Annotated in this window: 6 protein-coding genes; 4 read left to right on the plus strand and 2 right to left on the minus strand. The window is 66.5% G+C overall.

Translation table 11 applies throughout. The features are described from left to right. The first annotated feature begins 29 nt into the window (after nt 1-29). The 4 genes from G473_RS0107675 (at nt 30) to G473_RS25675 (ending at nt 12,673) form a co-directional block, all read left to right on the plus strand. On the plus strand, nt 30-1,718 hold the full coding sequence (locus G473_RS0107675; protein WP_029012623.1) for a ShlB/FhaC/HecB family hemolysin secretion/activation protein: 1,689 nt from the start codon (nt 30-32) through the stop codon (nt 1,716-1,718). Further along, nucleotides 1,715-9,070, plus strand: a complete 7,356-nt coding sequence (locus G473_RS0107680; protein ID WP_029012624.1) for an MBG domain-containing protein — start codon at nt 1,715-1,717, stop codon at nt 9,068-9,070. Before G473_RS0107675 ends, G473_RS0107680 begins: the two co-directional genes overlap by 4 nt. After that, nucleotides 9,070-12,090 (plus strand): CHAT domain-containing protein, encoded by a 3,021-nt coding sequence (locus tag G473_RS0107685; protein ID WP_029012625.1) that lies wholly within the window; start codon nt 9,070-9,072, stop codon nt 12,088-12,090. The genes G473_RS0107680 and G473_RS0107685 overlap by 1 nt, the downstream gene beginning before the upstream one ends. Before the next feature lie 121 nt (nt 12,091-12,211). Next, nucleotides 12,212-12,673: a Crp/Fnr family transcriptional regulator gene (locus G473_RS25675; RefSeq protein WP_051330001.1), complete on the plus strand. Its 462-nt coding sequence runs from the start codon at nt 12,212-12,214 to the stop codon at nt 12,671-12,673. Nucleotides 12,674-12,710: 37 nt separating this feature from the next. On the opposite strand, the gene G473_RS0107695 is transcribed toward G473_RS25675, so the two are convergent. After that, a complete protein-coding gene (locus G473_RS0107695) occupies nt 12,711-13,859 on the minus strand; it encodes a LacI family DNA-binding transcriptional regulator (RefSeq protein ID WP_245580009.1) in 1,149 nt (382 codons plus the stop codon). A 10-nt stretch (nt 13,860-13,869) separates the two neighbouring features. Next, complete coding sequence (locus G473_RS0107700; RefSeq protein ID WP_029012627.1) at nt 13,870-15,456, minus strand: sodium:solute symporter; 1,587 nt, start codon at nt 15,454-15,456, stop codon at nt 13,870-13,872. Nucleotides 15,457-15,670: the final 214 nt, after the last annotated feature.

Raw genomic sequence — 15,670 nt, forward strand, 5'->3', positions numbered from 1 at the left:
CTTTTGGTGTCTCCCTGGAAAATCTTTTAATGATGCGCTCTGCCTTTCCCGCCCTGTTGTCCATATCGGTGCTGGCAGCGACCGGGGCTACGGCGCAGACAGCGCCATCGGTACAGCTTCCGGGTTCGGTGGAGCCGGGGCGCCCCACGGTGCCGGCCCCGCTGGAAGAACAACGCCGCGCACCCAAGGCGCAACTGCAATTTTCCATCCCCACCCAGCGCAAAGGGGCGGCCCCTGCCGCCGGTGCCGATCTGCGCTTCCCCCTGAAGCGCATCGCGGTGGAGGGGGCGAGTGTGTTTGACCCCGCTACCCTGTTTGCCGACAAGATTGCGGAACTGACCAGCCGGCCGGTGACCCTGGCGGAAGTGGCGGCCTTGGCCGATGCCATTCAGGCCCGTTACCTGGCGCTGGGGCTGGGCCTGACCCGCGCCTTTGTCCCGGCGCAGGAGATCAAGGATGGCAGCATCACCATCCGGGTGATCGAAGGCCATCTGGCGCGGGTGCGGGTGGAAGGCGGCGGTGCGGGGGATCGCGAACGGGTGGAAGGCCGGCTGGCCGATGCGCTGGCGGCCCGCCCGGCCCAGGTGGGGTTGATCGAACGTGGCCTGCTGCTGGTCGATGATCTGCCTGGCGTTACCGTGACCGGCCTGATCCGGCCGGGGGATGAATTTGGTGCTGCCGAATTGCTGGTGGGTCTGGACAGGGCGCCCTATGCAATGGTGGCGGGTGTGGGCAATCGCGGATCGGATTTCGCCGGCCCCTGGTCCGGCTTTGTCGATCTGGCAGCCAATGGCTTTCTCGGCTGGGGGGAGCAGATTGGTGTTACCCTGTCTGCCACGCCGGAGGTGGATGAGCAACGCTCCGCCAATCTGCGCTGGCAGCAGCCTTTGGCCGCGTCCGGCCTGTCGCTGACCAGTACCGGCAATTACAGCCGGGGCCGGCCGGGGGCGGCGTTGAAACCCTTTGCCGTGGCGACGGAAAGCGTCGGCGTCGGCCAGCGCCTGTCCTGGCCCGTTATCCGCAGCCGCGCCCGCAACCTGACGCTGGAGGCGGGCTGGAACCTGCAGCATGCCACGGTGGAAATCCTCAACGCGCCCTTCAGCCGGGATGACTGGCGCACCCTGGATGTGCGGGCGACCTATAGCGGTCAGCACATAGCCGGCGGCGACCTGTTCGCCACGGCCGGCATCACGCGCGGGCTGGGCATCCTGGGGGCGACGGGCAAGGGATCGCTGGAAGGGTCGCGGCCGGGCACCGATGCCGATTTTACCAAGCTCAGCGGCGAGATCGGGTATGGCCTGCGCCTGCCGGCAGGGCTGGGCGCGACGCTGACGCTTGCCGGCCAATACAGCCCGGATGTGCTGCCGGCGGGGGAGGAATTCGCGCTGGGCGGTACCCGGTTTGGCCGGGGCTATAATGGCGGTGACCTGTCCGGCCCCAAGGCTATTGGCGGCGGGCTGGAACTGCGGCGCGGTTTTGACCCCGGCCTGCCCTTCGTTGATGCCATGGTGCCTTATGCTTTCCTGGATAGCGGGCGGGTATGGGACAGTATCGCCGCTGATACGCATCTACTCTCCGCGGGCGGCGGCTTGCGGATGGGAATTGCCAGCAAGGCCAGCCTGACGATGGAAGTGGCGCGCACCCTGCGTGCCCTGCCCATCCCCGGCGCCGACCGGCGGCGTACCCGTCTTTTCGTTGATTTGACGGTGCAGCTATGACGGCACGGCGTCGGCATCGGTGGGTGCGGGCGGCCGCGCTGGCCAGTGTCTTCTGCTTGCCCGTCCTGCCCGCCCTGGCGGGTCCGGAGGGGGGCAGCGTCACCAGTGGTCAGGCCGCCATCAGCCAGACCGCCCCCGGCCAGACCCTGATCCGGCAGGGCAGCGACCGGGCGCTGATCGACTGGCGGTCTTTTTCCATCGGGGCCGGCGAAAGCGTGACGGTGCAGCAGCCGGGCAGCCAGTCGCTGCTGGTTAACCGGGTTGGCCCCGGCGGCACAGGCACCCGCATTGATGGATCGCTGACCGCCAATGGACAGGTGGTGGTGATCGACCGTGCCGGCATCGTGATCGGCCAGGGCGCGCGGATTGATGCCGGTTCCTTCCTGGCGACCACGGCGACCTTGTCCGATGCGGATTTTGCGGCCGGGCGGCTGGTTTTCTCCGGCGCGGCGGCGGGGGCCGCCATTCTGAATGAAGGCCATATCAGCGTGGCCGATGGTGGCTATGTCGCGCTGGCGGCGGCCTCCGTGGAAAATCGCGGTCTGGTGGAGGCGCGGCTGGGCCGGGTGGTACTGGCCGGCACCGACAGCTTCACCTTGGACCTGCATGGTGACGGGCTGCTGCGCTTCGAACTGCCGGCGGAACTGGCGGCCAGCGTGGCCAATAGCGGCACGATCCGCGCCCAGGGCGGGTCCGTGCTGGTCACGGCCCGGGCGGCGGCAGGGGCAGTCGCCAGCATCAATATGGGCGGTCTGGTGGAAGCGCGCGGGGTGGAACAGCGCGACGGTCGTATCTTCATCGGCGGGGAAGGGGCGGCTGTGGCCGTGACCGGCACCCTGGATGCCGGCGCGGATGCGGGTCGGGGTGGCACCATCGCCCTTTCCGGTGACAGCGTCACCCTGACCGGGGCGACTGTGGCGGCCAGTGGCGCGACCGGTGGCGGCAGCGTCCAGGTCGGCGGGGTTGCGGGCACGGCGGATGAGCTGGCCCCCACCCGGACGGTCCAGATCGACGCACAAAGCCAGATCCGCGCCGATGCCACGGCCAGCGGCAGCGGCGGCACTGTCAGCATCCGTTCCGATGGCCAGACCAGCGTTGCCGGCGTCGTTTCCGCCAAGGGGGGCGCTGGTGGCTTTGGCGGAACGGCGACGATTATCGGCAAAGGCGGGCTGGATATTGCCGGCATGATCGACCTGTCGGCCCCGTCCGGGCTTGCGGGCACCCTGCTGCTGGAAGCGCCGTCCATCGTGATTGGTAATGGCGGTGGCAGCCTTGCTGCCGCCAGTCTGCAGGCGCTGCTGAACAGCGGCACCAGCGTCGTGATGACGGCGACGCAGGATATCAGCCTTGCTGCTGATATCACCAAATCGACCGGCGGCGCTGCCAGCCTGATCCTGCGGGCCGGGCGCGATATCACCCTGGCGCAAGGGGTGGATATTACCAGCACCAGCAATGCGTTGACCATCGACCTGCGCGCCGGCTTTCCCATCGGGGGCAGCCTGTACGGGGCCGGCGGTCGGGTTGTTCTGGCGGGGGCCAACCGGCTATGGACCCAAGGCGGGGCTGTGCGCCTGACTGGCAGCGCGACTGCCGGGGCCAATGCCATCAGTGCCGAGGCCGCCGATATCCGCACGGGGGGTGGTGCCATTGACCTGCTGGCGACAACACCCAATCCCGCAACATGGATCGGGTCCATCAATCTGACCGGGGCCGGCACCTATCAGGCCGGGGGTGGGAACATCACCATCACCGCCGATTATATTGACCTGGCGAGCAACCAGTTTTCCACCACCGGGCGGGTCTGGCTCAGCCAGGGATCATCCAACCGCACCTTGCGGGTCGATGCTTCCGGCACCGATGACAATGCCGCCCTGTCGCTGGCGGTTGCCGATTTTGGCAATATCAGTGCCGGCACCTTGCGGCTGGGGGCTGCGACGGGGGGCAACCTGCTGATTGCCGCCACCCTGGCACCTGCCAATGCTGGGCTGTTGGAGTTGATGGCCGGCAATGGCGGGCAGGTGACACAGGCTGCCGGTGCCAGCGCGATCACAGCCTCTAAACTGGCTTTGCTGGGGGCTGGCGGCACCTTTACGCTGAACAATAGCGGCAATCAGATCGGCACGCTGGCCGCCGATACAGGGGCTATCTCGCTCACCAATCAAGGGGTGTTGACCATCGGTACGGTCGGCACCGTCAGTGGTGTGCGCTTCAGTGATGCCGCGTCCTTCACCACAGGCGTTGCGGAAGGGGGACTGGGGGTCGATATCCAGTCCACAATCGCCTATACCGGCGGCGGCTGGGGCAATGCCTGGCTGACGATATCGACGGCGGGTGATATCCGCCTGGCCTCGGGCGGCCATATCAGCGGCCCCAATGTGGCGCTGAATGGCGGCACGGTCACGCTTGCCGCCGGTTCCACCATCAGCGGCGGCAGTTCCCTTATTGTGAATACGGGTACGCTGACCCTGGCCGGCACGATCAGCACCAGCAGCCTGGAAATCGCTGACCGGGAGGGGCGCGGCCTGACCTTGGGGGCCAAGGTTGGCGACCGGTTGAGCCTGGATGCGGCGGAGATCGGGCGCATCAGCGCCTTTTCCACCTATTTCCGGACATCGGGCGCTCTGCGGCTGGAAGGCGGCCTGGACCTGTCGCGCTTCTATACCACGACCATGCGCGGCGGATCGGTGACGGTGGCACCGGCTGCCGCGATCAAGGCACCGCTCTGGCTGACCCTGCAGACCGATATTCTGGACCTGTCAGGCACAGTGGAAACCCAGTCCTCGGGGCGGATCACCCTTTCCACCCTGGGCAATGGTCGTGGTATCACGCTGGGCGGCGCGGATGACGGCCAATTGCATCTGGGCACGGCGGAACTGGCCAATATCCTGGGCGCCGGCGTGCTTTACTTTGAGGCCAGCGGCGCCATCACCGTCAAGGAGGGTTTGAACCTCGCCACCAAAGGCGCGGTTTACCTCAATAGCGGCGGGAATATCGCCATATCAGGCCCGATCATGGCGGGGAACGAACTGGGGCTGGCTGCCGCCGGTACGATCAGCATCGACGCTGCCGGCGCCCTGACCGCCGCGCAGACTATCAGCCTGACCGCTGATCAGATGCAGATTGACGGCGCCATCCGGACCACCGGTAGCGTTACGCTTTCCACCCGCACCGCGGGCCGCGCGGTGGAACTGGCGGGGCCGGGGGTGGATAGCGGGCGGCTTAACCTCTCTGCGGCGGAACTCTGCCGGATCGAGACACCCACCCTTGCCATCTATGGCGGCGGCGCGATTGCCATCGCCGGTACCCTGGTCCGGGAAGGGGCCTTGGCCCTGACGGCTGGCGGGGCTGTCACCCAGACCGGCGCGCTCCAGACGGGCAGCCTCACCATTAACAGTGGCGGCAGCATCACCCTGGACCATGCCGGCAACCGGGTTGGTACCATCTCCCTGGCGACCGGATCGCTGGGGGACATCATCTGGCGGGACGAGGGTGGGATCCATATCGGGTCCGGCGGCATTTCCGCCGGACGTTCTGTGACTTTGCAGGCCGGACAAGCTGGTATCACCCAGACGGGTGCCATCTATGCCAGCAATCTGGTCCTGGCCGGCGGTTCCATCACCCTGACCCATCAGGGCAACATGATCGGCACTTTGACGGCTGTGGCCGGCGCCAATCTGGATATCCATAGCAACCGCGCCCTGACCGTTACGGGGACAGGCATCAGCGCTGCCGGTAAGGTGAAGGTCACCGCCAACGGTAATATCATTCTCAACGCTGGCGTCGCCGCAGGGGGCCAGGGCGATGCGCTAGTGCTGGCCGCGAATGGCACCTTCAGCAATCTGGCCGGCAGCAATGCCTTGTCGGTGGGGGAGGGGGCGCGGTTCCTGGTTTTCGCCTCCAGCCCGGTTGGTGGCAATACGGGCGGCGTCGCGGCCAAGCCGCTCTATAACCGCGCCTTCAATTTCGCCACGCATGATGGCGGGACGATCAACAATCAGGGCAGCCGCTTCGTCTATGCCTATGCCCCGGTCCTGACCATCACGCCGGAAGGCGGGATCCGGACCTATGATGGCACGGTTCCCAGCCTTGGCTATCAGGTGAGCGGTCTGCTGGCCGGTGACCTGCTGGCCGATGCTGTGACCGGAGCGGCGACGGTTAGTGGTGCCGGGCGCAATGTCGGTGGCTATGTCCTGTCTGCGGATATTGCCAGCCTGTCCTCCGACCTTGGTTATCGGTTCAGTGCGGGCAGCGGCTTTCTCACCATCAATCCCAAGGCGCTGACCTATGCCATCGGGGCCGGCACCGGTACCTATGGCGCTGTCACACCCGGTTCCGTCCAGTTGGACGGCGTGGTGGAAGGCGACAGGGTGGGGGGCGAGGTGGGCGTGCGGATTGGCGGCGTTGTTTCCAGCCTGTCGCCAAGCACCAATGTGGGCACCTATGGCCAGGCCCTTATCCGCCTGACCGGCGAAGGGGCTGGCAATTACACAATTGCGGCCAGCGGCAACAGTGCCGGCCAACTGATCATTACGCCCAAGACGCTGACCTACAGCATCGCTAGTGCCACCGGCACCTATGGCACCGCTGCGCGGCTGGGACAGGTGACCTTGTCCGGTCTGGTGAATGGGGATGATGTTCAGGCGACCGCGGGGGTGGTCGGGGCGACAGTAAACGACCGTCTGGCGGCGGGCACCTATAGCCAGTCCGTTTCCGGCCTGACGGGCAGCCGTGCGAGCAATTACACCCTTGCGGCCACGGGCAATAGTGCTGGTTCCCTGGTGATTGCGCCCAAGACCCTGACCTACAGCATCGGCCATGCCGGCAGCGTCTATGGCACGCTCGCCACATTGGGGGATATCCGGCTCAATGGCGTGCTGGAAGGGGATGCCGTGGCGGGTATGGCGGCCCTGTCCAACGGTGCATTGCTGACGGAGCGCCTTGCGGCAGGCACTTATGGCGTGAGCGTCTCGGGCCTGACAGGGGCTGCTGCGGGCAATTACACCATCGCCGTTGCGGGCAACAGTGCCGGCAGCCTGACCGTTGCGCCCAAACCCATCACCTATGCCATTGCCGGTGCCAGTGCCACCTATGGCCAGACGCCTGTGCTGGGGGCGGCGACATTCAACGGCGTACTGGCCGGTGATCAGGTCGGCGGGATGGTTGCTCTGGCGCCCGGCACTTCCTCCGGGCGGCTGAATGTAGGCACCTACGGCCAGACCCTGGCCGGGCTCAGCGGGGCCGATGCCAACAATTACGTTCTGGCTTCAAGCGGCCATCAGGCCGGCACCCTGACCATCACGCCCGCCGCGCTGACCATCACCGCCAATGGCCAGACCCGTCTGTATGGCGATGCCGATCCCGCCCTCTCCTATCGGGTGGATGGCCTGGTTGCAGGCGATAGCGTGACCGGCGCGCTTACCCGCACGGCGGGGGAGAATGCAGGTACCTATGCCATCACCCAGGGCAGCTTGGCGGCCAGCAGCAATTACACGATCCGCTTCACGGGTGCCGATCTGGTGATCACGCCGGCCATGCTGTCGGTGACGGCGGTAGGCGGCACCAAGGTCTATGGCGATGCTGACCCATCGCTGGGCTATAGCGTCAGCGGTCTGCGGCGGGGTGATGCGGCGGGGGATGTACTGTCCGGCGGGTTGGGGCGTCAGGCGGGAGAGAATGTGGGCCGCTATGGAATCACCCAGGGCAGCCTTGTCGCGAATGGCAATTACACTGTCAGCTTTACCGGCGCCGATCTGGTGATCACGCCGGCGGTGCTGTCGGTAACGGTGGCGGGTGCCAGCAAGGTCTATGGCGATGCTGACCCGTCGCTGGGCTATAGCGTCAGCGGTCTGCGCCGGGGTGATGCGGCGGGGGATGTGCTGTCTGGCGGGTTGAGCCGTCTGGCTGGAGAGAATGCCGGCACCTATGCGATCGGCCAAGGCAGTCTTGCCGCAAATGGCAATTACACTGTCAGCTTCACGGGCGCCGATCTGGTGATCACGCCGGCGATGTTGTCAGTGACGGTGGCGGGTGGCAGCAAGGTCTATGGCGATGCCGACCCGTCGCTGGGCTATAGCGTCAGCGGCTTGCGCCGGGGCGATGCGGCGGGGGATGTACTGTCTGGTGGGCTGGGCCGTGAGGCAGGTGAGAATGTGGGCCGCTACGCCATCACCCAGGGCAGCCTTGCGGCGAATGGCAATTACACGGTCAGCTTCACCGGCGCTGATCTGGTGATTACCCCGGCGATGCTGTCGGTAACGGTGGCGGGTGCCAGCAAGGTCTATGGCGATGCCGACCCGTCGCTGGGTTACAGCGTCAGCGGCTTGCGCCGGGGCGATGTGGCGGGTGATGTGCTTTCCGGCGGGCTGGAGCGTCAGGCGGGAGAGAATGCCGGCACCTATGCGATCGGCCAAGGCAGCCTTGCGGCGAATGGCAATTATACGGTCAGCTTCACCGGCGCTGATCTGGTGATTACGCCGGCCATGCTGTCTGTGACGGCGACAGGTGTGACCAGAACCTATGGCGGCGTGGACCCGGCTCTTGCCTATGGCGTATCGGGTTTGAAGCGGGGCGATGGGGCAGCAAACGTCCTGACCGGTGCGCTGGCGCGGGCGGGTGGCGATAATGCCGGCACTTATGTGATCGTCCAGGGTAGTCTGGCGTTGACCAGCGCCAATTATTCCCTGCAATTCCAGGAAGCGTCCTTCACCATCACGCCCGCGGCATTGACCGTGACGGTGGAGAATGCCACCCGCGCCAGCGGTGCCGCCAATCCGCCTTTCAGCGCCCGGTTTGACGGGCTGGTGAATGGCGATGATGCGACCAGCCTTTCCGGCCTGTCCTTCAGCACGACGGCGACGGCCAGCAGCCCCGCCGGCAGCTATGCCGTCCAGGCCGGCGGCATCAGCAATGGCAATTACCGCATCACCTATATTGACGGCACCCTGCTTGTCACCGGCGGTGCCGTCCTGCCCGGCGGTCTGGCGGAACTGGTGCCGGTAACGCAGTTGACGACGCCGCCCGCGACCAGCGCGCCGGTGATCGCCCCCAGCCTGTCATCGGGCGGAATGGGCGTCGCCTCCCCTGCCGCTGCGACAGGGGGCGCCTCTGTAACGAGCCCGGCACCCACGGGGGGCGGGCTGGCTGGTTCCTCCGGCACCATCAGTTCCGACAATGCCGTGGCGGCAGCGGCGCAGGTGGTGCAATCCGCCTCCGGTGGGGCGGCTGATGATGACAGCCAGACGGAGGAGATGATCCCCGGCCTTCTGGGCCAGCAGCGCCGCCTGCCGGGCGAGGGGCCGGAAGGTACGCCGGGGCTGGAACAGCAATTCCCCAATCTGGGCAGGGTCTGGTGATGCGCATGGGCCGTCTGATCCCCCTGGCATGCTTTGCCCTGCTGGCGCTGGCGGGCTGCACCACGGGTACCGGTCCCACCGGTGGGGGCAAGACGGGTCCGGTTCCCTTCGGCACTAATGCGATTGGGGAGGAATGCCGCGCCATCCCCGCCACCCCGGCAGAGGGGGAGCAAGGGGCCTATGGCCTGTTCTGCGCCGGGTGGGAACAGGCGAGCGGCAGCATCGCCGTGACCCGCCTTTACGACCCGCTGCCGGCGGACCCGGCGGAACATGGCCGGCAATTGATGGTGGAGGCATCCCGGACGCGCTGGGCCGGCAGCCTGGCCCTGCGCGCCAATTGCCAGCCGGGCCGGATGATCGATCTGGGGGGCGAGGCCCGTGCCCTGCTGCTGAATTGCCAGTTGCGGGAGGGGGGATGGCCCTGGGTCGGCGTGTCCCTGGCCCATGGGCGGGTGCTGTACCAGGGCGATGGTATCCCGGCTGTGGCCGACCTGCTGACCGGCATGGCCGCCCGGCTGGAAGCGGGGGCCCCCGCCACCGCCCCCGATATTGCCGCCACGCTGCGCGCCGCCCTGGGCGATGCCGCGCTGCGCTTTGGCCGCGGCGACTTGAATGATTTTGAGCGGTTGAGCGAGCTGGGCCGCCTGTCCAACAGTGTGGAGGATTATGGCGCGGCGGAGGAAGCCTATCGCCGCGCTTTGGCGATCCAGACCGCCAGCCTGGGCGATGACAGCCCCGGTGCCGGTGACACGCTGATGGCGCTGGCGCTGGAAGTGTCCAACCAGGGCCGGGGGGAGGAGGCGGACGCCCTGTTCCGCCGCGCCGACCGGCTGCTGCAGCAATCCTTTGACAAGGCGGCGCGGGCGCGGCTTTCCAGCTACATGGCCTTCCATGCCGCCAATAGCGGGGAGGAGAAGCGCGCCCTGTCCCTGGCGCGCGAGGCCAGCGCCGTGCGCCGCGCCATCGTGAATGATCTGGATGATGCCGCCAGTGGCGGGGCCAGCCGCACCGTGCTGGGCAGCCTTGCCGCCGCGCGGGGTGACCTGATCCATTCCCTGCTGCTGGAAGCCACCGTTTCCCTGCGCCTGAAGCAATATGGGCTGGCCGATGCCGCAGCATTGGAGGCCAGCCGGCTGTATGACCGCACGCGTGGCCTGCCGCCCTGGTGGCATGCCCGCATCCTGGGCATGCAGGGTATGGCAGCGGCAGGCCGGGGCGATGTGGCCGGTGGGGCAGCGTTGCTGTCACGGGCGGTTGGGTCGAACCGGCAATTATTCGGCACTGGCTGGCCGGTGGCATCGGTGATGCTGGAACTAGGCCGGGTATATGCCGAAGGGCGGCAGGATGCGGCGGCAGCGGCAATCTATCGCGAAGGGCTTTCCATGGTGCGGGGCCTGGATAGCGAGGCGGCCCCCCTGCCGCTGGACCGGATCATGCCCTATCTGGCGGTGCTGTCCCGGATGGCCGACGCCGACCCCAGCCAGCGCGACGCCCTGCATCGGGAAATGTTCCTGGCGGTGCAGCAGGTGCGTGAAGGGGTGGTGGGGCAGACCATCACCCGCGCCGCCAGTCGGTTCGCCAGCACCGATCCCGCCGTGTCTGACCTGATCCGCCAGCAGCAGGATGCGGTGCGGGAACGGGATCGCCTGCGGATTGAACTGGCGGCGGAAACCGCCAAACCCGATATCCAGCGCGATAAGGCGCGGGAGGCGGAACTGGCCCGCTCTCAGGAAGAGGCCGCCGGTCGCGCGCAATCCCTGGAACGCCAGCTTCAAGCCGCTTTCCCCGACTATGCGCGGTTGAGCCGGCCTGCCCCCGTGCCGGCAGAGGCGCTGCAGGCCGTGCTGGCACCAGATGAAGCGCTGGTTGCCTATGCCATCGGTACCGATGGCGGCTTCGGCTTCATCGTGCGTGCCGGTGGGGTCACCGCCTTTCCCGTGGCACTGACCCGCCAGACCCTGGCGGATCAGGTGCGTGACCTGCGCCGGGGGTTGGAGCTGCGCGGCGGGGTGCTGCCGCCTTTCGATCTGGGCTTGTCCTACGCGCTTTATCAGGCGTTGCTGGGGCCTGCTGAGACGGCGCTGGCCGGTGCTGACCGGCTGGTGATTGTGCCGTCGGGCGCCCTTTCCAGCCTGCCGCCATCGCTGCTGGTGACGGCCCCGCCGGGCAAGACGGATGATTATGCCGGTGCCGCGTGGCTGATGCGGCAGCGGGCGCTGGCCATCGTCCCCTCAATCCCGGCCTTCATGGCGCTGGCCCGTCCGGTGGCGCGGCCCGTGGCATCCAAGCCCTTCATCGGGTTTGCCGCCCCGCCCTTCCAGGGTAAGGGGGCGGGGGCTGCCAGCGGCATGGATGCGCTGGCGCAGAATTGCCGCACCGATGCGCCGCTTGACCCCGCCTTGCTGCGGGCCCTTGCCCCCTTGCCGGAGACGGCGGATGAGGTGCGGGAGGTTGGTGCCCTGCTGGGGGCCGGGCCGGGCGATGTGGTGACGGGGGCAGCGGTGACCAAGGCTGCGGTGCGGGACCGGGGGCTGGACCAGTATCGCGTCCTCTATTTCGCCACCCATGGCCTGCTGCCGGGGGAATTGCGCTGCCAGACCCAGCCGGGGCTGGCGCTGGCCCCGCCGTCGTCGCCCCCGGCCAGTGCCGCCGATGATGGGTTGCTGACGGCGGCTGATATCGCCCTGCTGCGCCTGAATGCTGATCTGGTCGTCCTGTCGGCCTGCAACACGGCCGGTGGTGGCCGGCTGGGGGGCGAGGCCTTGTCCGGTCTGGCCGAATCCTTCTTCTTTGCCGGTGCCAGGGCCATGCTGGTTACCCACTGGCAGGTGCCATCCCTGCCCACGGTGGAACTGATGACGGGCCTGTTCCGCCGCACGGCGGCGGGTGCCGGGCCGGCGGTGGCGCTGGCGGCATCGCAACAGATTTTGGCATCGCAGAAGGCGACAGCCCATCCCTTCAACTGGGCGGCCTTTACCCTGGTGGGGGCCGTCACCGAGGGGACATCGACCGGCAACTAAAAGGGGAGTTTGTGCCGGCAGGGCGGGGTTTCCGCCACGGCATTGACAAGGGACTTGCAAAGCCTGCCCGCCGGGGGGCACACATCAAGGGTTGATATGACGTGGAAGGGGCCTTGCGCCGATGGTTGGGATTCTGAACCGGAAATTCGTCGCCGCAGGCAAGCAGGTTTTCGCCACCGGTGACCGGGGCGACCAGATGTATCTGGTCCAGTCCGGCTGCATCCGCCTGTGGCGAGGGGATGCCGAACATCCGGTCGTGCTGGCCGAAATCGGCCCCAACTGCCTGTTCGGGGAAATGGCCCTGATTGATGAGGGCACACGCTCAGCCTCGGCCACGGCGATGGAGGATACGATCCTCATCATCATTTCCGGAGAGAAGGTACGCCAGCGGCTGGCAGAGGCCGATCCCTTCGTTGCTTCGATCGTGCGCATCCTGGCCCGCAACCTGCGCGCCTCCAACGGGCAGATGGAAGATATGATGGATCAGATGCTGGCCCTGGGCGCGGTGAAAACCCGTGAGATTGCGGCCAACGCGGATGTGGCCGTGCTTGCCGCCGAAGAGGATATGGCCGGCGACCGGTGAGGCCGGGATTTCATACCCTCTCCGGCGCGGCGACTGCCTATCGGCAGGAATTGCGCACGATCAGCCGCGTTGGAATGATGGTCTGGCTGATCGGCTTGTCCTGCATCAGCCGCAACAGGTTTTCCACCAGCAGTTCGCCCGCCGCCTGGGTGTCCTGGCGCACCGTCGTCAAGGGTGGGTTGGTGTAGAGGGAGGCCTGGATATCGTCGAATCCGACGATGGATATATCCCCCGGTACTGACAGGCCCCGGTCGCGCGCCGCATGCAGCGCGCCGATGGCGACCAGATCGCAGGCGGCGAAAATGGCATCCACCGCCACCCCGCTTTCCAGCAGCAGCAAGGTGGCGGCATGGCCATCGGTCTCCGCCGTCTGGGCGTCCAGATGCAGGGCGGGGTCCGCCGGCAGGCCGGCTGCTGCCAGCGCCTTCAGATAGCCCTGATGCCGGTCGCGGAATTCCGGGCAATTCTCCGATATGTCGCCGATAAAGGCGATGCGGCGGCGGCCCGCGGCGATCAGGTGTGACACCGCCTCCACCGCGCCCTGCACATTGTCGGACCCGATGAAATGGCCGGGCTGGCCGGGGATCACCGGTCCCCAGGTGATGTGCTGGATGCCGGCCTCGTCCAGCCGGCGGATCTTGTCGATATAAAGCGGATAGTCGCCATAACCCAGGAAGATGATCCCGTCGGCCCGTTTGGATGCGGCGTAATCACCCTGCCAGTCATTGCTGCTCTGCTGGAAGGAAACCAGCAGGTCATAACCGCGCCGGGCCGAGGCGCGGGTGATGGAAGACAGCATGGACAGGAAGAACGGGTTGATCAGGCTGTCCGATGTGCCGGGATCTTCATAAAGCAGCAGGGCCAGGGTGTTGGTTTTCTGTGAGCGCAGGTTGCGCGCATTCACATCCACCTTGTAATTCAGCAGCCGCGCCGCCTCTTCCACCTTCAGCCGCGTATCCTCGCTGACCATGCTGTCATGGCGCAGGGCGCGGGATACGGTGGATTGCGACACGCCTGCCAGTTCAGCGATATCGAAGGAAGTTGGCCGTTTTGCCCGCATCATCGCCCTGTCGCCGCCTGTATACTGGTCCGCGGGCGACAGGATAGCGGCAGGGCGGCCGGCGGCGCAATGCGGCCCGACTTCCACGATGGAGAGGTGTGGGCGCTGTGGCATTCCGGTCGCCATCACCGCCACCTTACCGGAAGGTGAAGACGATGGCGGCGGTCAGCGCCAGCAGCCCCACGGCCAGCACCCGGTAATTGCGCCAGAAGGGTTCAGCCGCCAGACGGGCCGTTTCTTCCCGGTAGAAGGCGGGGGTCCAGATGATCCCTTCCGTTTTCGTGGCGGCATCGGGGGCGGTGGCTGCACTGACGATCACCAGCACCAAGGCGCAGACAAGGAACAGCAGCGGCGCGATATAGAGGAAATGCAGGCTGAACAGGTCCAGCACCTGCACCGCCATGAACAGGGCGATACCGGCAACCACACCCGTGGCGATGCAGGCAGTGGCACCGGCGGCATTGGCGCGGCGCCAGAACAGGCCGACCAGATAGAGCGCCATCACCGGCGGCACGCCATAGGCGATGATCACCTGCAGATATTGCCAGAGGGAACCAAACCGCTCGATCTGCGGAGCCCACAGGACCGAGGCGATGGCCATCACCAGCGTCACCACCCGCCCCACCCGCACCAGGGCGGCATTGGACAGGCCGGGCCAGCGGCGCTGCACGAAATCCATCGTGAACAGGGTGGAGGCGGAATTATAGGTAGACGCGATGGAGGACATCAGCGCCGCCATGAAGCCCGCCACCGCAATGCCGGCCAGACCGGCGGGCAGCAGGTTCAGCAGCAAAGTCGGGTACACCATGTCCGGGCTGTCCAATCCTGGATAAAGCAGGATAGCCGCCGTGCCCGGCAGCACCATCAGGAACAGCACCGGCAGTTTCAGCAGGCCGGCGAACAGGCTGCCCCAGCGGCCATGATTCTCATCCTTCGCGGTCAGCACGCGCTGGACCATGAACTGGTTGGTACACCAGAAATAAAAGCCCAGCAGCGGCACGCCCGTCAGCAGGCCCAGCCAGGGCAGGGTGGGATCGTCCAGCGGGCGGATCAGGGACAGCTTGTCCGGGTCCACCGCTGCCATCACCCGGTCCCAGCCCCCAGCCGCATCGAACGTGTTGATGGCGATGATCAGGGCTGCCCCCAGCAACAGCAGGGCCTGGATCACTTCCGTGTAGATCACGGCGCGCAGGCCGCCGGCGATGGTGTAGATGCCGGCTGATACGGCCAGCCCGATCACGATCTGCCACAGCGGTACATCCGGCAGCAGCAGCTTGAACAGCAGGGCCCCGCCATAAAGTGCGCTGGACGTATCCACCACGATGTTGAGGAACAGGGTCAGGCCGGAAAAATACAGCCGCGCCGTGCCGCTATAGCGCCGTTCCAGATATTCCGGCAGCGTATAGACACGGGCGCGCAGCAGGAAGGGCAGGAAGAAGATGCAGAAGAAAACCAGGATAACCGCCGCCATCCATTCATAATTATAAACAGAGATGCCGGTGCCATAGGCGGCCCCCGCCAGCCCGACCAGGGTGGTGGAGGAGATGTTGGAAGCCAGCAGCGCCAGCCCGATGACGGGCCAGGTGCAGCCGCGCGACGCCAGGAAGAAATCCTCCGTCGTGGCCCGCCGCCGGGTCAGATACAGGCCCAGCCCGATGATGCCGGCCAGATAGGCTGCGATGATGGCATAGTCGATGGTCGCAAGGCCGTTGATCGGCGGCATGCCCTCTTCCCCCCAATGGCTGTTCGGCCCTTGTTTTCACGGCCGCTTTCATTCCCGCCATGAGACAAGGTCCAGCGCCATGAACAAGAAGAATTCGTATGCGGTGATAAACCGGTGCCCGGCCCGGCGCATAGAACGGGTGCGGCTGGTCATAGAGGGTGGATTTTGCCCCTGGTTCCTCCCACGGGCATAAAGCCTTGTCCACAGCCGGAAC

The organism is Niveispirillum irakense DSM 11586 (genome assembly GCF_000429645.1).
Classification (GTDB): domain Bacteria; phylum Pseudomonadota; class Alphaproteobacteria; order Azospirillales; family Azospirillaceae; genus Niveispirillum; species Niveispirillum irakense.